The 19,876-nt window shown below is 50.7% G+C and carries 16 protein-coding genes; all 16 read left to right on the plus strand.

The annotated features are described in order from the left end of the window. Positions 1–5: 5 nt before the first annotated feature. The 16 genes from MKX98_RS00255 to MKX98_RS00330 all read left to right on the plus strand — a co-directional run bounded on the left by MKX98_RS00255 (position 6) and on the right by MKX98_RS00330 (position 19,876). Positions 6–356: a septum formation initiator family protein gene (locus MKX98_RS00255; RefSeq protein ID WP_220687034.1), complete on the plus strand. Its 351-nt coding sequence runs from the start codon at positions 6–8 to the stop codon at positions 354–356. Between the two features lie 114 nt (positions 357–470). Beyond that, positions 471–959: a S1 domain-containing RNA-binding protein gene (locus tag MKX98_RS00260; protein ID WP_009591896.1), complete on the plus strand. Its 489-nt coding sequence runs from the start codon at positions 471–473 to the stop codon at positions 957–959. 345 nt (positions 960–1,304) lie between these two features. Further along, complete coding sequence (spoIIE, locus tag MKX98_RS00265) at positions 1,305–3,815, plus strand: stage II sporulation protein E (protein WP_220687033.1); 2,511 nt, start codon at positions 1,305–1,307, stop codon at positions 3,813–3,815. Positions 3,816–3,984: 169 nt separating this feature from the next. Continuing rightward, a complete protein-coding gene (locus MKX98_RS00270; RefSeq protein WP_076326532.1) occupies positions 3,985–4,725 on the plus strand; it encodes a vWA domain-containing protein in 741 nt (246 codons plus the stop codon). Further along, complete coding sequence (locus tag MKX98_RS00275) at positions 4,709–5,629, plus strand: serine/threonine protein kinase (RefSeq protein ID WP_194540303.1); 921 nt, start codon at positions 4,709–4,711, stop codon at positions 5,627–5,629. Before MKX98_RS00270 ends, MKX98_RS00275 begins: the two co-directional genes overlap by 17 nt. A gap of 392 nt (positions 5,630–6,021) precedes the next feature. Beyond that, positions 6,022–7,452 carry a tRNA lysidine(34) synthetase TilS gene (gene tilS, locus MKX98_RS00280; RefSeq protein WP_220687031.1) on the plus strand — a complete coding sequence of 477 codons (1,431 nt, stop codon included), beginning with the start codon at positions 6,022–6,024 and terminating at the stop codon, positions 7,450–7,452. Between the two features lie 68 nt (positions 7,453–7,520). Beyond that, positions 7,521–8,060 carry a hypoxanthine phosphoribosyltransferase gene (gene hpt, locus MKX98_RS00285; protein WP_071221070.1) on the plus strand — a complete coding sequence of 180 codons (540 nt, stop codon included), beginning with the start codon at positions 7,521–7,523 and terminating at the stop codon, positions 8,058–8,060. 99 nt (positions 8,061–8,159) lie between these two features. Continuing rightward, on the plus strand, positions 8,160–10,235 hold the full coding sequence (gene ftsH / locus MKX98_RS00290) for an ATP-dependent zinc metalloprotease FtsH (RefSeq protein WP_194540305.1): 2,076 nt from the start codon (positions 8,160–8,162) through the stop codon (positions 10,233–10,235). 229 nt (positions 10,236–10,464) lie between these two features. After that, positions 10,465–11,403, plus strand: a complete 939-nt coding sequence (nadA, locus tag MKX98_RS00295) for a quinolinate synthase NadA (RefSeq protein ID WP_339220816.1) — start codon at positions 10,465–10,467, stop codon at positions 11,401–11,403. A gap of 38 nt (positions 11,404–11,441) precedes the next feature. Continuing rightward, the gene (gene nadB / locus MKX98_RS00300; RefSeq protein WP_194540307.1) at positions 11,442–13,058 is read left to right on the plus strand and encodes an L-aspartate oxidase; all 1,617 of its coding nucleotides are present in this window, start codon (positions 11,442–11,444) and stop codon (positions 13,056–13,058) included. After that, positions 13,048–13,923, plus strand: coding sequence for a carboxylating nicotinate-nucleotide diphosphorylase (nadC, locus tag MKX98_RS00305; RefSeq protein ID WP_194540308.1), 876 nt, complete (start codon positions 13,048–13,050; stop codon positions 13,921–13,923). Before nadB ends, nadC begins: the two co-directional genes overlap by 11 nt. Next, positions 13,920–14,684, plus strand: coding sequence for a type III pantothenate kinase (locus tag MKX98_RS00310; protein WP_071221065.1), 765 nt, complete (start codon positions 13,920–13,922; stop codon positions 14,682–14,684). Before nadC ends, MKX98_RS00310 begins: the two co-directional genes overlap by 4 nt. 57 nt (positions 14,685–14,741) lie before the next feature. Further along, positions 14,742–15,626, plus strand: a complete 885-nt coding sequence (hslO, locus tag MKX98_RS00315) for an Hsp33 family molecular chaperone HslO (protein ID WP_339220818.1) — start codon at positions 14,742–14,744, stop codon at positions 15,624–15,626. A gap of 20 nt (positions 15,627–15,646) precedes the next feature. Further along, positions 15,647–16,582 carry a peptidyl-prolyl cis-trans isomerase gene (locus MKX98_RS00320; protein WP_194545003.1) on the plus strand — a complete coding sequence of 312 codons (936 nt, stop codon included), beginning with the start codon at positions 15,647–15,649 and terminating at the stop codon, positions 16,580–16,582. A 428-nt stretch (positions 16,583–17,010) separates the two neighbouring features. Beyond that, positions 17,011–17,946, plus strand: coding sequence for a cysteine synthase A (gene cysK, locus MKX98_RS00325; RefSeq protein ID WP_194540311.1), 936 nt, complete (start codon positions 17,011–17,013; stop codon positions 17,944–17,946). A gap of 265 nt (positions 17,947–18,211) precedes the next feature. Further along, complete coding sequence (locus MKX98_RS00330) at positions 18,212–19,876, plus strand: anthranilate synthase component I family protein (protein WP_339220820.1); 1,665 nt, start codon at positions 18,212–18,214, stop codon at positions 19,874–19,876.

Consider the following 19,876-nt stretch of genomic DNA (forward strand, 5'->3'; position numbering starts at 1 on the left):
TGGTCATGGGAAGATTTGCTGATCCGTCGAAGCAGGCTCCCCAACAAACCAAGACAAAGAACAAGGGCGCACGCCGGCGTAAAAAAATGTTTGTGGCGATGATGGCGCTGTTTTTGATCTGGGCAGGTTCAACGCTCTGGTCCCAGAATGACCGCATCCGTAATCAGAACGAAGCGCTTGCTCAAAAGCAAGAGGATTATAAGTCCATTGAACAGTCGCTAATCCAGATTACTCATGAAGTGGAGCGATTGAAGGACCCTGAATATATCGGGCAGATTGCCCGCAAGAAGTTTGGACTGTATCTGCCAAATGAGACGCCGATCATTCAGCCCCAAAATTCGGGCGAAAAGCCGTAATTAGGCATGACAGACGTCTGTTGACCTTGTTTAGGTCATTATCGTATAATCAAATCACCGCAGCGCGATTTCTAAATCGGACTGTATATTTTTAAGGGAGGATCATTTTATTCTATGGCAATTGAAGTGGGCACCAAGTTAGAGGGCAAGGTGACAGGCATAACGCATTTTGGAGCATTTGTGGATCTGTCAGGAGGTGTCACGGGTCTCGTTCACATCTCGGAGATCGCCGACAATTACGTTAAGGATGTCAACGATCATTTGAAAATCAACGACGTCGTTACCGTGAAGGTGATTAATGTCGACAAGGACGGCAAGATCGGTCTTTCGATCAAGCAGGCTGTCGACAAGCCGGCTTCCGAAAGTCGTCCACCCCGCGCACCGAGACCGGAACGCAGTGGAGGCGGCGGAGAACGATTCGGAGGTGGCGGTGGTGGAGGATTCAACCGTGAACGCGGCGGACGCCCGTTTAAGCCTGCGGCCAACAAGCCTTCATTTGAGGATAAAATGTCACGCTTCCTAAAAGACAGTGAAGAACGGATCTCTTCGCTTAAGAAGAATACGGAAGGCAAACGCGGTGGACGCGGAGCCAAACGTATGTAATTCGATAAAATATAAACTGACCGCAGAGGGAAATCGCCTTCTGCGGTTTTTTTGTCGTTGCATCCAAGGGTACGACAGGTTCCTACGCAATTTACGGCGCTGTCGTATGGAATGAGCACGGAATGTCCGCCTCAATTCGGGAAATGATCCGCAAGAATGCTGCAGGCTTGACCCGTGGAAACACCGCTGGGCGCGGGGGATGGACGCTCTTTTCCCGAACGTTCGCAAGACACGTTGATTTTGTCGGAAATTTCTTTCGGGCTTGTCCGGTGTTCTGACAAACTTTCCTGAACAGGGGTTTTATAATGAGACCAACAAATTCGTGAAGAATGGGGTGCCAGCGTAATGGATAAAAGAAATCTGGTGATGTTTCCGGGTACTGAGGCGGTTAAAGGGGGAGCGGGTTCCATTCGTGCCCGTGTAACAGAACGGTTAGGGCAGCTGCCTTTCCTGCAGCGTCCCATCCACTTCCTGGCCGCTAAGAAGTGGATGATTCTGCTAACCTTCATGGGTTTTCTGCTCGGACGAGCTATGATTCTGGGGGAGCTGTCTCCATTTGCAGTCGCTTATTTTGCAGTTATTGCCTTTATGCGTCGTGATGTTTTGCTGCCGGTAGGCGCAGCGATCGTTGCAGGTAGTTTATTTGCGTCCTTTCCGGTGGCATGGATGGTACCGGCAGAAATCTTGATCTTTTACTTTATGATGCGGGGATTGGAGACCTATGATCGGGCAGAATTGTCGTATGCGCCGCTGATGGTATTTGTCTCCACCTTCTTCGTGAATCTGTTCAGTGTTCTCATCGGACCTAGCATTACCTGGTATTCCATGATGATGCTCACCCTGAACGCCGTACTCAGCTTTGTACTGACACTGGTCTTTATCCAGGCGATTCCGGTGCTGACCCTTCGTAAAAAAACACATGCTCTTCGAAATGAAGAAATTTTATGTATCATCATTTTGCTGGCGTCGGTCATGACAGGAGCCGTTGGCTGGACGATCCAATCCCTGTCGGTAGAGCATGTCCTATCCCGATACTTAATTCTATTGTTTGCTCTAGTCGGGGGAGCTCCACTAGGCGCCTCGGTTGGTGTAGTAACAGGCCTCATCCTCAGTCTTGCCAACATTTCGGCATTCTCCCAGATGAGTCTGCTCGCCTTCTCCGGGATGCTCGCCGGTATGCTGAAGGAAGGGAAGAAAGGCGGCGTTTCGCTGGGAATGCTGCTCGGGGCTACCATTCTCTCCATCTATTTCAGCAATCCTGGAGAAGTGATGATCTCCACTTGGGAAACCTGCGCGGCTATTGTGTTATTCCTCATTACGCCCAAGAGCGTGATGCAGGCTATAGGCAAATATGTGCCAGGCACGCAGGATCACACCCGTTCACAGCATGAATATGCCAAGCGGGTCCGGGATCTTACAGCGGATCGTGTTACCCAATTTTCCCGGGTGTTCCGGCAGCTCTCGCAAAGCTTCGGACAAACGTCCGGGGTTATACAGCCTCCGGGCAAACAAACGGAGGAGATGAATCATTTCATGAATGCCGTGGCGGAGGGCAGCTGTGCCACATGCTTTAAACGGAATCAGTGCTGGGACATGAAATTTTACCAGACTTATAAATATATGACCGATATGATGACCTCCATCGAGGAGAACCCTGAGATGGAAGCAGATGATCTGCCACCGGAATGGAGCCGGATCTGTGCCAAGAAGGAGGAGGTGCTTGGCATCCTCAAGCAGCAGTATCATCTTTACCAACATGATATGCAGTGGAAACGCCAAATATACGATAGCCGACATCTGGTAGCGGAACAATTATCCGGGGTTTCTCAGGTTATGGAAGATTTGGCACGAGAGATTAAGCGGGAAAGCCAGACGATGCACATTCAGGAAGAACAGATTCGGGAAGCGCTTCAGCAGCTGGGTTTATCGATTCAAGGCATTGATATCATCAGTTTGGACTCCGGGCAGGTTGAGATTGAGATCGTTCATGCGTATACCCGGGGTTATGACGAATGCAGGAAGATTATCGGACCGCTGCTGTCCGACATTCTCGGGGAGCATATCGCCGTAATGGAAGAGACCTTGACCCATCCAAGGGATGGATTGGCCACCGTGCGATTCGGCTCAGCGAAAACATATGAAATTATGACAGGCGTAGCCGCAGCGGCTAAGGGAGGAGATATTTTATCAGGTGACAGCTTCAGTACGGTCGAGTTGGGGAACGGGACGTTTGCGGTAGCGCTTAGTGATGGTATGGGCAACGGGGAAAGGGCTCGGCTTGAGAGCAGCTCGGCTCTGAATATATTAGAACAACTGCTTCAATCCGGGATGGATGAGAAGCTGGCGATCAAATCGGTGAACTCCATCCTTATGCTGCGTTCACCGGATGAAATCTATGCTACGGTCGATATGGCCCTAATTGATCAATATACGGCTCAAACCACCTTTATGAAGATCGGTTCGACGCCAAGCTTTATCAAGCGGGGGAATGATGTCATACCGGTCTCGGCCAGCAATCTCCCGATCGGGATTATTCAGGATATCGAAGTGGATCTGGTGTCGTTACAGCTGCAAGCCGGTGATGTTCTCATCATGATGACGGATGGCATATATGATGCGCCGGGTTATGCGGTGAACAAGGAGCTATGGATGAAACGAATGATTCAGGAGGTGAACAGCGAGGATCCGCAGGAAATAGCCGATTGTTTGCTGGAGAAAGTGATTCGCTATCAACAGAATCAAATACATGATGATATGACGGTGGTGGTCGGGCGTGTGGATCACTTCCATCCGGAATGGTCGAATGTGCATGTTCCGGGCTTCGCCCGAATGGAGCGGCCGCGAACGGTTAGCTGATGCGATAGATAAAATAGATAAACTAAGTGATTACCCGGGAAATGGAGGACCCCGGAGAGGGTAAATCTTTTCCGTCGATTCTTCTATATATCGTTTGAACTCTCTTGAATGTGGAAATGATAGAGACAGAAGTCAAATCGATAGGATGAGACGGAGGCGATCATTTATTATGAAGCAAATTCTACTGATTACGGACGGATGCTCGAACGTGGGAGCCAGTCCGGTTCTGGCTGCAGCCCATGCGCTCCAGGATGGTATTGTCGTGAATGTGGTGGGGGTCCTTGATTACGGAACGATCGGTGAGCTTGGGGGATTGGAAATTCAGGAGATAGCCAAAGCGGGAGGGGGTATACACCGGATCGTAGGTACACCGCAGCTGGCGCAGACGATACAGATGATGACTCGGAAAACGGTGGTTCAGACGATCCAACAAGCGGTAAATAAGGAGATACAGCATATTTTGGGGGGCGGGTCGCTGGAGGAACTTCCGCCGGACAAGCGATCGCAGGTCGTTGAAGTTGTGGATGAGCTGGCTGAGACGTCATCTCTGCAGGTCGCGTTGTTAATCGATGCAAGTGCTAGCATGAAACCCAAGCTGGCTGCCGTTGAGGAAGCGATACGTGATTTAATGCTGAGTTTGAAAGCGCGCGCAGGCTCAAGCGAATTGTCCGTATTCCATTTTCCTGGAAAACACAGCGGCGAGGATATCGTGATGGACGTGAATTGGACCTCGGATCTGGACGGCGCCCGGGGAATGTTCAGCCGCCTGCAGATGAGAGGGGCTACGCCGACGGGACCTGCCTTGTTAAAGGTGATTGAATTTTACCGATATGGTACACTAGAGGGTAATCAATCATGGCAGGGTCATTCCAGCCAAGAGGAAGGGATGCTCGGTGACTACGTTGTCTAACCCGGGTTATCCGCCAGGAACCGTAATTAAGGGCAAGTGGCGGAACAGCCGGTACATCGTGGAGCGTATGCTCGGCAAAGGGGCTAACGGCAAGGTGTATCTGGTCCATCGGGCAGGAGTACGCGAGCGTTATGCTCTAAAAGTTGGGTATGACGCTCTGGATCTTCAATCCGAAATTAATGTCCTGAATGCGTTGAAAGAACAGATGCCGAACCCTTATCTCGTGGAGGCGGACGATCATCATGACGGCAGTGGGGAAGTGTCCTTCTATGTCATGCGTTACATTGAAGGGAGTCCGCTGCATCATTTTATTCGCAAGCGTGGTGCCGATTGGATCGGATTGATCGGACTGAAGCTGCTCGAGAAGCTGTCCGTTCTGCATGCATCCGGTTATGCATTTGGTGATTTGAAGCCGGATAATGTGATGGTCTCGGCATACGGAAGAGTGGAACTGATCGATTATGGAGGCGTAAGCCCTTTCGGACGCAGCGTCAAGCAGTTTACGGAATGGTATGATCGGGGATACTGGAATGCCGGAAGCCGGACTGGCGACGTATCCTATGATTTGTTCTCGTTTGCCGTGATGTGTATCGGCCTGCTGGATGAGAAATCATTACGGGAGGCGTCTTGTCAGCTTCCCCAGACCCGTAGTGTTGCCGATCTGCAGCTGGTGCTGCGAAGAAACCTCCTGTTTAAGCCATACGCTGTGTGGCTGAACAAGGCTTTGTCGGGAGATTTCGCGGATTCACGGGAAGCGTTGAACGAGTGGAGAAAACGAATATATGAAGGTTCGGGCCGGAGCGTGCGTCCTAAACCGGGACGAACTCCGCGTTGGCTGAAGAACGCGTTTGGTTTGTCGTTAGTCATCATGGCCCTTACTGTTTATTTTTTCTTCCGCTCATGAAGTTGTTACCTTGTTACTGGGAGTTCATAAAGGTGCGAGTTCAAAAAGGTCGGTTTTCAGCACCGAAGCTTATGCTCCCGATGTGCGTTTTTTCAAAACGCTTCAGTTGGATGAAGCTAGGGACGTCAGGAGTGGAGCTACACGTTTTCGCAGAAAACGCCTTCGAAAGCATCTGCTTAGGCCCGGCTGAATTCAAGATTCGATGCCGAGTGGCTTCCTGATTCACTTCGTGTTAGATATAGAATTTATGAGTTATCAGTGGAACTGATGAAATTCTATATCGCAAGAAAATCTACCTATGCATCGCGGTCGCTCATCCTTGAAGTGGCCTCGATAGGGGTTTTCTTATCAAAAGCGGGCTTTTTGAACAACCTCTAAAGGGGACCTGGAAAGTGAAACAGGATTATTTACGGACATTCGTCAACCATGTCGAGCGTACAGCCGCAGAGTTTGATCTGTGGTCAGAAGGCGATAGCATCGTGGTCGCCGTTTCCGGCGGGCCTGATTCCGTTGCGCTCCTGCACGTACTGCATGAAATTTCTATGCACCGGACGCCGCTCCGATTGATCTGCGCCCATGTGCATCACGGGTTTCGGGAGGAATCAGACCAAGAGGCAGAAATGGTGCGTGAACTAGCGGAGCGGCTCGGACTTCCATTAGAAACGGCGTTTATCGATATTCCTGCTTATATGGAAGAGAGCGGTAAGGGTGGGCAGGAGGCTGCAAGAGAGAAGCGTTATGAATTTCTGCTGCAAACAGCCCACAAATACAATGCGCGCTCCGTAGCTCTGGCTCATCATGCTGACGATCAAGCCGAGACGGTGCTCATGCGGCTTCTGCGCGGGAGCGGCCTGTCCGGACTTGCCGGAATAAAATTTAAGCGAACGGAAAAAAAAGTGGAACTTATCCGTCCGTTTCTTCGTATGTACAAGGCGGATATCGTGGAGCTGTGCCGTATATGCGGATTCCAGTATGCGGTGGATAACAGCAATCTGCAGACGAAGTACCGCCGTAATGCGATTCGCCTGGAAGTATTGCCTTTTCTGGAACGATACAATGGGCAGTTCTCCTCCTCACTCAATCAGCTGGCCGAGATTGTCCAGCAGGAGGATGATTTTGTGGAGCTTGAAGCTGCGAAGCAATTTCGGAGTATGGTACAGGAGAACGATGGGAGGCTCGCTTTCGACGCGCCTTCCTTTTTGGGCTTACATGTCGCTTTACAACGGCGTTTGATTAAACTAATATTAAATTACCTGCCCTCAGACCAGGAAAACACCGATTTTGTCAAGATTGAAACGGTGCGCCATGGCATTCTTAACGATCAGCGAAGCAACTGGCGTCTGGATCTGGGTGACGGCATTACCTGTGTTCGTGAGTACGGAGTGATCCAGTTTTGGCCTAAGCCTCCGGAAGAACAGGGACAGTACATATACATTCTTGATTCTCCTGATGTTTCGCAGCAGTATGTTAAGGAAATCGGAAAGATGCTGAAATTGTCGTTAAAGACAGGAAGCGAAAGCCGGAGCGGCTCCAGACCATCGGCCTTTGTGGCGGATTTTGATGCGGATGAGCTTAGGTTTCCTTTAACCTTGCGTAACAGACAGCCGGGGGACAAGATGAAGATCATGGGATTAAACGGAAGCAAAAAGGTGAAAGATATTCTCATTGATGAGAAAATCCCACCGTCTGTCCGTGCCCGGATTCCTATTCTTTGTGACGGTTCCGGCAGCATTGTGTGGATTCCAGGTGTACGACGTTCCGTTCACGCCGCTTGCGGGCGGCACACATCACGAGTTCTCCGGATGGAGCTATCGGATGCTTAAGGCAAGTGTAAAACGAAGAATGGCCCGTTTCACGCTTTCATAGTATAAACGTAGGAGGTCCACTTAAGTTGCAGAATGACATTCAGGAAATACTCATCAGTGAAGAAGAGATTCACGCAAAGATTAAGGAACTTGGTTCCAAACTCAGCGCCGAATATGTGGGACGCAATCCACTCGTTATTTGCGTTCTTAAAGGTGCGTTTATTTTTATGGCCGACTTGGTTAAATCCATAACAGTACCTCTTGAGTTGGATTTCATGGCTGTATCCAGCTATGGGGCATCAACCAAATCCTCCGGCGTGGTGAAGATCATTAAAGATCTGGACGCATCCGTTGAAGGCAGGGATGTGCTGATTGTGGAGGATATTATCGACAGCGGTCTTACGCTGAGTCATTTGATTGAGCTTCTGAAAAGCCGCAAGGCAAACTCGGTGTGCGTTGTCACCTTGTTTGACAAGCCGGCACGCCGTACGGTGGATTTGCAGGCCGATTATACCGGATTCGTGCTGCCGGATGCATTTGTTGTCGGATACGGACTTGATTATGCCGAGCATTACCGGAACCTCCCCTACATCGGGATTTTGAAGCCGGAAATCTACAGCAGTTAAACCGCGCCAATGGGCCGCTATCACAGTTCAGGGCCCTTTGTTGAGATGGCCAGACAGGCTGTGGTAAAATATCTTATGTGTCTTGAGAGGAGGTAGGGGATGAGTCGGTTCATCCGGAATTCTGGTTTTTATTTGATTCTATTTTTAGTCGTGGTGGGCATAGTACAATTCGTTACTAATGGCGGCGAGCAAGCCGATGCCCCTAGTTATAATGAACTGCGGCAGGAAGTCAAAGCTAACAACATAGAGGAAATGACGGTACAATTTGACGGTTACGCTTATCTGGTGACCGGTAAGTATAGGGAGGTTTCCGAAGAGAAAAAATCGGAGAATTTCTCAGCCTATATTCCTGCCACGGATGCAGCGATGCAAGAGCTGACTGCAGCCAGTGAGAGCAACAAAGTCAAACTGTCCGTGTTGCCAATGGAAGGCCAAAGCATTTGGCTGACATTGCTTTCATCCTTTATTCCGCTCATCATTATGTTTGTACTGTTCTTCTTCCTGTTTAATCAGGCTCAAGGCGGCGGCGGCAAAGTGATGAACTTTGGCAAGAGCAAAGCCCGCTTATATAATGAAGAGAAGAAACGGATTACATTTGAAGATGTAGCCGGAGCAGATGAAGAGAAGCAGGAGCTTGTTGAAGTTGTTGACTTCTTGAAGGATCCGCGCAAGTTCAACACGGTTGGCGCTCGCATTCCGAAGGGCGTTTTGCTTGTCGGTCCTCCGGGAACCGGTAAGACGCTCCTGGCTCGTGCCGTTGCCGGTGAAGCGGGAGTGCCGTTCTTCAGTATTTCCGGTTCCGACTTCGTTGAAATGTTTGTCGGTGTCGGTGCTTCTCGTGTACGTGACTTGTTCGAGAACGCGAAGAAGAATGCACCATGTATCATCTTTATCGATGAGATTGATGCAGTAGGTCGTCAGCGTGGCGCTGGTCTTGGCGGCGGTCATGACGAGCGTGAACAGACACTCAACCAGTTGCTGGTTGAAATGGACGGTTTCGGAGCGAACGAAGGCATTATCATCGTTGCTGCGACCAACCGCCCGGATATTTTGGACCCGGCGCTTCTTCGTCCGGGACGTTTTGACCGTCAGATTACCGTAGATCGCCCGGATGTGAAGGGCCGTGAAGCCGTACTGAAGGTTCATGCACGCAACAAACCATTGACGAAGGATGTTAAACTTGACATCATCGCCAAACGTACAACCGGTTTTACAGGCGCCGATCTGGAGAATCTCCTGAACGAGGCTGCCTTGCTTGCAGCTCGCCGCAACCGTAAAGATATTTCCATGCGAGAAGTGGATGAGGCGATTGACCGCGTTATCGTCGGTACGGAGAAACGCAGCCGCGTGATCAGTGACCGCGAGAAACGCATCGTGGCATACCATGAAGCGGGTCATACCATTGTGGGTTACTTCCTCGAGCATGCGGATACGGTGCATAAGGTAACGATTATCCCTCGTGGCCGTGCCGGCGGATATGTCATTATGATGCCGAAGGAAGATCGGATGCTCGTGACGAAGCAGGAATTGCTGGATCGCGTAACCGGTTTGCTTGGCGGACGTGTCGCTGAGGAGCTGTTCATCGGTGAAATCGGGACCGGGGCATACAGTGACTTCCAGCAAGCAACAGGCATTATCCGCAGCATGGTTGTGGAATACGGTATGAGTGAGAAGCTCGGACCGATGCAGTTCGGTACATCCCAAGGACAAGTGTTCCTTGGACGTGATATCGGACATGAGCAGAACTATAGTGATGCAATCGCTTATGAGATCGATCAGGAAATGCAGCGATTCATTAATGATTGCTATGAGAAATGTAAAGAGATCCTGAATAAGCATGCTAAAGAGGTTCATCTGATTGCGAATACGCTCCTCGAGATGGAAACGCTGGAGCTTGAGCAAATCAAGAATCTCATTGAGACCGGATCAGCTGAAGGCAACGGCAGTGGCGACGGTGAAGGAGAGGGTTCTTCCGAGAATGGTGAACCGATCATCGACAACATTGGCGACGTGAAAGTTCGCATCCAAGGGAAAGAAGACGGCGAGCAGCCGACTTCCACGGAGGAAATTCCGAACAACCCGATGGATTCGAATGATCCAGGGCCAGAGCGCAAAGATTCGGAGCGCAAGGATCCTCCAGGCGGATCGGACAACGGTAACAGCAGCTTAACGTAATATTTGCTGATAAAACCTCGAATACCGAATAAAATTGAAGAACCGGAGAACGATAATTCGTTTTCCGGTTCTTTTTGTGCTTTCTATCACATTGACAGGGGGCAGAACGAACGTGTACATTAGTTGTTAAATAAGGATGCGAATCCTTTCACAAAGGTGGAAACCATCCTGAAAGTCACATGGTCATCAGCGGCGAACTGCCGGACTATATAAGGGGAGAGGGTCGATCATGGAAGCGTTGGCACTGGAGCGTAAGGCGGAACAGAACCGTGAGCTGCGCGAGCGGTTAATGCAATTGAAGAAGGAACGTAACGCAATCATTTTGGCACATTATTATCAACGGGATGAAATACAAGAGGTCGCTGATTTCCGGGGGGATTCCTTCCTGCTCGCGCAGAAGGCAGCACAAACGGATGCCGAGGTTATCGTATTTTGCGGTGTGCATTTTATGGGCGAAAGCGCTAAAATTCTGGCACCGGGCAAGACGGTTCTTATACCGGATGAGCGGGCCGGCTGCCCTATGGCGGACATGGTGAACGTTGACGGACTGCGGAAGCTGAAAGCGCAGCATCCGAATGCCAAAGTGGTCACGTACATCAATTCATCGGCTGAGATCAAAGCTGAGACGGATATCTGCTGTACTTCATCCAATGCCGTGAAAGTGATTCAGTCGGTGGATTCGGATGAAATTATATGGGTGCCTGACAAAAATCTGGGGCATTATGTTCAGCAGCATACCGACAAGAAGCTCATTATCTGGGAAGGGTACTGCAACACGCATGACATGCTGACGGTGAAGGATGTCGTCGAGATGAAGGCCAAATATCCTCATGCTGAATTTGTGGTGCATCCGGAATGCCGTCCGGAGGTTGTTGCGATGGGGGATTTTGTAGGAAGTACCACCGCCATCCTGGAGTATTGCAAGAATTCATCGGCCAGGGAGTTTATCGTGGGTACTGAGGACGGAACCGGTTATCAGCTTCGACTGGATAGCCCGGATAAATCGTTCCATTTCGCTACGAAATTCCTGGTGTGTCCGAATATGAAAGTGAATAACCTCAAAAAGCTGGTTAAAGCGTTGGAAACGATGAAGCCGCAAATTTATGTGCCGCCGGTCGTTGCAGAAAAAGCCAGAACTTCATTAGAGCGCATGTTACAGGTTAAGTAGCATGCGCTACTCTTTCGTGAAAAGACAGGTGAGGCATCGTGATACCGCAGTATTTAATTGATTTTGATCTGAACGATCTTCCTGCAGTTGAGACGGACGTCATCGTGATCGGTTCAGGCATTGCGGGTTTATATACGGCGATCATGGCAAGTGCGACTCAGAATGTGCTGCTGATTACGAAGAAATCGCTGCTCGAAAGCAACACGCGTTATGCGCAGGGAGGAATTGCAGCCGTAACAGCTGAGGATGACTCCCCGGCCTATCATCGGCAGGATACCCTCTTGGCAGGGGCGGGCCTATGTTCATCTGCCGCGGTGGATGTCCTTGTAAACGAGGGGCCGGTTGGCGTTCAAGAGTTGATTCGGCTCGGCACGATGTTTGATGTGGAGAATGGCGAGCTCGCGCTGACCCAAGAAGGCGCACACAGTCACCGCCGGATCCTTCATGCCAACGGGGATGCTACCGGATATGAAATTGTGCGTGCCCTTTCCATTCAGGTTGAAATGCTTCACAATATAGAGGTGTGGGACGATCATTTTGTCATTGACCTGATTACCGAGCAGGGAGAATGTCATGGCGCTTTGGTACAAATGCCTGATGGAAAACGGGTATTCGTTCGTGGACGGGCGACGGTTATGTGTTCCGGCGGCGCCGGTCAATTGTACCGGTATACGACCAATCCGGAGGTTGCCACAGCCGATGGCGTTGCCATGGCTTATCGGGCAGGCGCAGAAATTCGGGATATGGAGTTTATACAATTCCACCCGACGGCGCTTAGCTATCCGGGTGCGCCCCGATTCCTAATATCAGAGGCGGTGCGGGGTGAAGGCGCCGTTCTTCGGAATATACAAGGGGAACGCTTCATGCCCAAATACCATGATTTACTGGAGCTGGCACCGCGGGATATTGTAGCACGGGCTATTGTCAGTGAGATGGAAGCAACGGGGTCTACCTTTGTTTATCTGGATATTACCCATGAGTCGCCGGAAATGGTCAGACATCGATTCCCAACGATTTATGAAACCTGCATGCAGTATGGACTCGATTTATCGTCAGATTGGATTCCTGTCTCCCCGGCTGCGCATTATATGATGGGGGGCATCAAAACCAATCTGCACGGCGAGAGCAGCGTGAAACGTTTATTTGCTTGCGGGGAGGTATCGTCTACCGGTGTCCACGGGGCGAACCGTTTGGCCAGCAATTCGCTGTCGGAGGCGATTGTGTACGGTAGTCGTATTGTCGAGCGCATTAAGAGCCTGCCGGAACCTTCAGGCGATCCGCTTCATGTATCATTCCACCTCGGTCGCAAGGACGCTCCGTCCCAAGCGATGGTGGAAAAACGCTTGAAGCTACAGAAGGTAATGGTACGTTATGCAGGACTTCGGCGAAATCGGGATACTCTATTAAGAGCAGCGGAAGAGCTTGGCCGTCAGCTGCCATTGTTCCAATCCGTGCTCACCAAGCGTGAGGAATACGAGTTTGCTAACATGCTCACAGCATCCCTGCTCGTGGTTCAGGGTGCGCTGGGTCGTGAAGAAAGCCGGGGAGCCCACTATCGTGAGGATTTCCCGGAACGGAATGACAGCGTATGGCAGAAACATATTGTCCATACACGGGATCAAGAAATGACGGAGGAATTAAGCGATGATGTTTAACGGATACAACGATGGCCTTCTCCAGAGTATACGGACTTGGCTGCAGGAGGATATCGGGTCGGGGGACATTACGACCCTCACCACCATTGAGCCGGGTCATGAATCCAAGGGTGTTATTCATGCCAAGGAGGCAGGAATCGTAGCAGGTATGCCGGTTGCAGAGCTGGTATTCGAAACGGTTGATCCGTCGCTGACGTTTACGGCATTGGTCCGTGATGGAGACGAGGTTGAAAAAGGAACGGTTCTCGCTGAAGTGGAAGGAAGCACGCACCGTATTTTGACAGGCGAGCGTCTTGCTTTGAATTTGCTTCAGCGTCTGTCGGGTATTGCAACAAGAACACGTTCTTTTGTTGATGTGCTTGAGGGATTGCCAACAAGGCTGGTGGATACCCGCAAAACAACGCCAGGCCACCGAATGCTTGAGAAATATGCTGTTCGGGTTGGCGGCGGCGCGAACCATCGTTTCGGCCTGTACGATGCCGTCATGATTAAGGATAATCACATTAAGGGTGCAGGCGGAATCGCGCAAGCGGTCAGCCGTGCAAGAGCCCATATTCCACATACCATGACTATAGAAGTTGAAACCGAGAGCTTGGCGCAGGTTGAGGAAGCACTGGCTGCAGGCGCAGATATTATTATGCTGGATAATATGAGTCATGACATGATGGCGGAGTCTGTTCGAAGAATCAAGGCCAAGGCCCCTCATGTTCGCGTCGAAGCATCGGGGAACGTGACGCTGGAGACCGTGCGCGGGATTGCCGAAACCGGGGTCGACGTCATATCCGTTGGACGGCTGACTTATTCTTTCCATAGTCTCGATATCAGCTTGGATCTAAATGCGAAGAAAGGAGGGACAGAGAGTTGATTCTGGTTGTGGATGTAGGGAATACCAATATTGTACTGGGTGTGTATCAGGGAAAGAAGCTGCTGCATGATTTTCGAATCAGTACATCGCGTCAGTCCACCGTGGATGAATACGGTGTATTGATTCATAATTTGTTTCAAATGTCCAATATACTGGTAAGCCAAATCGAAGGCGTTATTGTTTCTTCCGTAGTTCCTCCTCTTGTGCGTGTGGTCGAGGAGATGTGCAATAAATATATTGGCAAGGCGCCCCTGATCGTAGGACCAGGCATCAAAACCGGACTTAATCTGCGGTATGAAAATCCGCGCGAGGTTGGCGCTGATCGGATTGTGAATGCAGTAGCAGCCGTCGAGCAGTACGGGGGGCCGCTGATTGTGGTGGATTTCGGTACGGCGACGACGTTTGATTGCATCGATGAGGCAGGCAATTATCTTGGCGGAGTCATTGTGCCTGGTATTGGCATTGCCACGGAGGCTCTTGTACAGCGTGCTTCCAAGCTTCCTCGCGTAGAGCTCGAAAAGCCGAAAAAGGTAATCGGGCGCAATACCGTACATGCCATGCAGGCCGGTATCGTTTTTGGTTATGCGGGACAGGTCGATGGCCTGGTCAAGCGTATAAAAGCCGAGATGGGTACGGACAATGTTAAGGTTATTGCTACGGGGGGACTGGCCGAGCTGATTGCCGGCGAAACGGAGTCCATTGAAGAGATTTCTCCCCTTCTGACATTGGAAGGCTTGCGTATTATTTATGAGCGTAACTAGAACCAATATAAAACCGTTAGATATTACAAACAACTAGAAAGACAAGGAGGCCTCAAGATGGGTAATCAAAAAGACCGTTTGCTGCGGGGAACTGCATTAAACGGGAAAGTACGGACATTTGCCGTGCGGACAACCGATTTGGTCGAAGAGCTTCGCCAAAGACATGATACGTTCCCTGTCGTCACAGCCGCTTTGGGCCGCACCGTGTCAGCAGCAGCGATGATGGGAGCTATGCTGAAAGGAGACGAGCGTCTTAGCATTCAAGTGCGCGGCGACGGACCGATCGGTTTGATTGCAGCGGAGAGTAATGCCAACGGCGAGGTACGCGGATACGTCAAAAATCCGCATGTGGAGCTGACGAATATCCGTCCGGGCAAGATGGATGTAGCCGCTGCTGTAGGTACCACCGGCCATATTGATGTGATCAAGGATTTCGGATTGAAGGAGCCTTACCGTGGCAGCGTACCGATTATTTCGGGCGAGCTTGCCGAAGACTTCACATATTATTTTGCCGTGTCCGAGCAGACCAACTCGGCGGTAAGTCTGGGAGTGCTGGTTTCCCCGGATTATTCCGTGGCGAATGCGGGGGGCTTCATCATCCAGCTTCTCCCCGGCGTTACGGAGGATGAGATTACGGAGCTTGAGCTTGCGCTAAGCAAGATTCCACCGATCACCGAGATGCTGGAAGAAGGATTGGAACTGGAAGACATCCTGAAACGAGTCGTTCCGGATGTAACCATTTTGGAGGAAATGGAAGTGTACTTCAGCTGTGACTGCTCGCATGAGCGGGTAGAGCGCGCTTTGATCAGCTTGGGGCAGGATGAGCTTGAGCAGATGATCGAAGAGGATGGCAAAGCCGAAGTTTCCTGTCATTTTTGCAATGAAAAATATACGTTCGATAAAGAACAGCTGAAATCCGTGCTAGAGCGGGCCAAATCTTAACGTTGGGATGAGCGACCGTGATGACGAGACAAGAGAAGGGATTGTGGGCGACCGTCATTGTCTTGACAGCATGCGTATTGGGTATGGGCGGCTGGATGCTGTTTTCCGGGAATTTTTCGCAAGAGGCTTCACCACCGTGGAAAGAGGGCTCCCAACCAGTTGCATCCATCCAGGACAGGGCGATTACCGAAGACGAGTGGGTTGACGAGCTAAAGAAGCGTTACGGCCGCGAAATGCTGATGACCATGCTGAATCGGCACGCTGTGGCCCTGGAAGCCAAAGCGAAGGGTATTGATGTTACGGCGGCTGAAGTCGATGCAGAAATCGAAGTCATGAGCCGCAGCTACGGTTCTATGGAGCGTTTCTTATCGGAAATGGAAAATCAGCTAGGCATTACGGAGAGTGAATTAAAGACAGAGACGACGTATCGGCTGCTGCTTGAGAAAATTGCAACTTCCGACGTGCACATCGAGGAGCAGCAGATCGATTCGTATCTGGAACAGTATCCTGACCAATTTCGTCCCAAGAAGCAGCTGAATTTATCCATGATCGAAGTCGCTTCGAAAGATGAGGCGGAACGGGTGATGGATCGGCTGGAGAATGGAGAAGCTTTTGCGGATCTCGCATCCCAGGTATCACTCGATGAGTATACTCGCGAAGACGGCGGGCAGATCGGACTGGTCGAGGAGGATGATCCCTTTTTGCCGCCGGCACTGCTGGATGCAGCTTTAACGCTGGAGCCCGGGGATATTGCGGGGCCAATCTCGCTCACAGACACCTATGCCATTGTTTATGTGAAGGACATTATCGAGCCTCAGGCCCCTAGTGAGGAAAGTGTCCGCGAGGCGGTTCGCAAGCAGCTGGCGCTGGAGCAGGCGGTGTCTTTATCCGAACTGGAGCGTCAGCTTCGTGAGAAATACGAGGCACGGATTAGTGCGGGTACGGTCACGTTGTAAAAAGAGGAAGAACAGGGAAAGCTCGCTGTGGCGGAGTAAGATGTAGCTGCAGGAGCTTTTTTTGCGTTAAAGGATGCAATAGGTTACGTTCACTGAAGGATGATGGCTTTTTGAGCGTGTATACCTTGGAGGCGAGTCCCCCGTTATCTCGTTCGGGAGGCGCAGGAAAATCCACCTAGAAATGTTGATTTTCGAGGTGTGGGATATTGACAATGACTCGTAACGTTGTTAAGATGAAGGTATAAAAACCTACCTTTTTACTCGGATATCAGAGACCTCAATAATCAAGGAGTTTGCGTCTATAAGCTGGCTCCGTTTTTCTTTCAACATCCAGACACTACAAATTTAATGATTCAACATTAAATGTATAACACCATTATGGACTTACTAGTTTATCTAAGATTCATATTTAGAGGAGGGCTTCATTCATGGCAAAAGTCGTAAATAATGTGACAGAATTAATCGGTGGAACTCCACTCGTCCGTTTGAACCGGATCGTACCGGAGGATAGTGCAGAGATCTATCTGAAGCTGGAATACCAGAACCCGGGCGCAAGCGTTAAAGACCGGATTGCGATCAGCATTGTGGAAGAAGCGGAGAAGGACGGACGTTTGAAGCCGGGCGATACCATTATTGAAGCAACCAGCGGTAATACCGGCATTGGTTTAGCTATGGTGGCAGCTGCCAAAGGCTACAAAGCCGTTATCGTTATGCCTGAAACCATGAGCTTGGAGCGCCGCAACCTGCTGCGTGCCTATGGTGCGGAATTGGTACTGACACCGGGATCGGAAGGAATGAACGGTGCGGTTAAGAAGGCAGAAGAAATTTTGAAGGAAAATGCCGGATTCTTTATGGCCGAGCAATTCAAGAACCAAGCCAACGTGAAGATTCACCGTGAAACAACAGGTCCGGAAATCGTTGAAGCGATCGAATCCATCGGTGGTTCCCTGGATGCGTTCGTTGCTGGGATCGGAACAGGCGGAACGATTACAGGGGCTGGCGAAGTACTGAAGGAGCAGTTCCCTGACATCAAGGTTATTGCGGTTGAGCCTGCTGCATCACCAATCCTTGCAGGTGGCAAACCGGGTCCTCACAAAATCCAGGGCATCGGCGCAAACTTCATTCCTGAAATTTTGAACCAAGAAGTCTACGATGAAATCATTCATGTTGAGAATGACGATGCCTTTGAAACTTCCCGCCGCGTGGCGAAGGAAGAAGGCGTTCTTGGAGGTATATCCTCCGGTGCGGCTGTATATGCTGCATTGAAGGTTGCCAAGGAGCTTGGTAAAGGCAAGCGGGTAGTAGCCGTGATCCCAAGTAACGGAGAACGTTACCTGAGCACACCGCTTTACAACTTCGAGTAAGATGATATCGTAATATGCACCTATCTCCTTACCTCATCTGGTTGAGGTAACAGGTGGCAAGGAAGGAGCTCTCAATGTATTTATAGCATTGAGGGCTTTTTGCGTATACTACTCCCTAAGATAACGCACGCTTTATTAGAATCCGCCTGATGACCGCTCCAAAAATTATTGTTGGACGAGCTTCTATTTAGGGTTTTCAAGAGAAGCGGGATACAGTATACTGACAGGCAACAGTAAGGCTTTTGATGACTAAGGGAGGATCGGCATGGAGAGAAGAGTGGAGCTGGCCCAGTGGCAGGCATGGGCTGAAGAGGGCTGGTCCGTCGTTCCCTATCTGGTTCAATATAAAGGAGCAACAAGTGGGTTACCCCTGTCATGGAGACATGCATGGAACGCCGCATCACCATATGCCTTTGTGCTGGAGAGTGGTAAGGGCGGACGCCATACGTATCTTGGATTGCGGCCGGTGTCCATTCTGCAAGGGAAGGGATGCCATGGTGAGATCATCGAGCTGTCTGACGGTCTGCGAACGCAGGTAACGGGAGAGCCGCTGCACCTGTTAGAGCAGTGGATGAACAAATGGAAGGCTCCCCGTGTACCGGGGTGGCCGGACTTCCGCGGAGGCTGCGCCGGATTCCTGAGTTATGATGTGATTCGGTCGATTGAGAAATTGCCCACGATGGCCAAGGATGAGCCGGGGTTCCTGGATTATATGTGGATGCGGATGGAAGAGATTTGGATCTATGATCATTCAGATGACAGCATCTACTGTTCGGTGCATGTCCCTCTGCCTTGGGCATTCGGGACCGGGGGAGTTTCGAAAGAAAAGAAAGCGCCCGGTGCTTCTAGTGATGAATCCAGTGGTTCGGTGCTTTCAACCGACCAAGAGAAGTTATTGCAGGAGTTATATGATCGGGCTGTCATAAGGGCTGAATCGATGCTGTCCCAATGGAATCAAATGTTCGGAACGGGCTCAGGGAACGACTCGAGTTCCGAAGATGAGCGCGTGCGGCAGGAACGATGGAAGAAAGCGCAGGAGCTGTCAGGGCCGAATGTCGAAATCTGGGATCGGCTGGAGATTGATTTTACGCAGGAAGCGTTCGAGCAGGCGGTGCTCTCGATTCAAGAATATATTCGGCAGGGTGACGTATTTCAAGTCAATTTGTCTCTTCGCCGGCACTTGCAGCTGCATGCGGACCCTGCCGATATTTATGAGTGGCTGCGCATCCTGAATCCGTCGCCATATATGGGGTATATCTCTTCACCGGGCTTCAGCTTGGCCAGTGGCTCGCCGGAATTGCTGGTGAAGCTGGATGGCGATGTCGTGTCTGCACGGCCGATCGCGGGAACGCGGCGTCGTGGAAGCAATCCGGAAGAGGACGCGGCAATGGAAGCGGAGCTGCTTGGCAGCGAGAAAGAACGGGCGGAGCATATTATGCTGGTTGATTTGGAACGTAATGACATTGGCCGCATTGCCGCATACGGAACCGTGCATGTTCCGGAGTTGATGACGGTTGAGAGGTACTCGCACGTGATGCATCTGGTGTCGCAAGTGGAAGGGCGGATTGCAGAGGGCAACCATGCGTACGATGTCATTGCGGCAGCGTTCCCCGGCGGCACCATTACAGGCGCACCCAAAATCCGGACGATGGAGATCATCGAGGAGCTGGAGCCTGTGACGCGAGGGCCCTATACCGGCTCCATGGGCTGGATCGATTATAATGGTGATATGGAGCTTAACATTATTATTCGGACCCTCGCCGTGAAGGATGGGGTTGGTTACATTCAGACGGGTGCAGGGATTGTTATTGACTCCGATCCGTACCGGGAATACAGGGAGTGTCATAACAAAGCAAAGGCTTTGATTGCCGCACTGATATGCAGTGAAGAGGAATCGGCAGCAGTGGCTGCGAATATAGGGGGGAAATAA

The organism is Paenibacillus sp. FSL W7-1332, assembly GCF_037969785.1.
In the GTDB taxonomy this organism is placed as follows: domain Bacteria; phylum Bacillota; class Bacilli; order Paenibacillales; family Paenibacillaceae; genus Paenibacillus_AQ.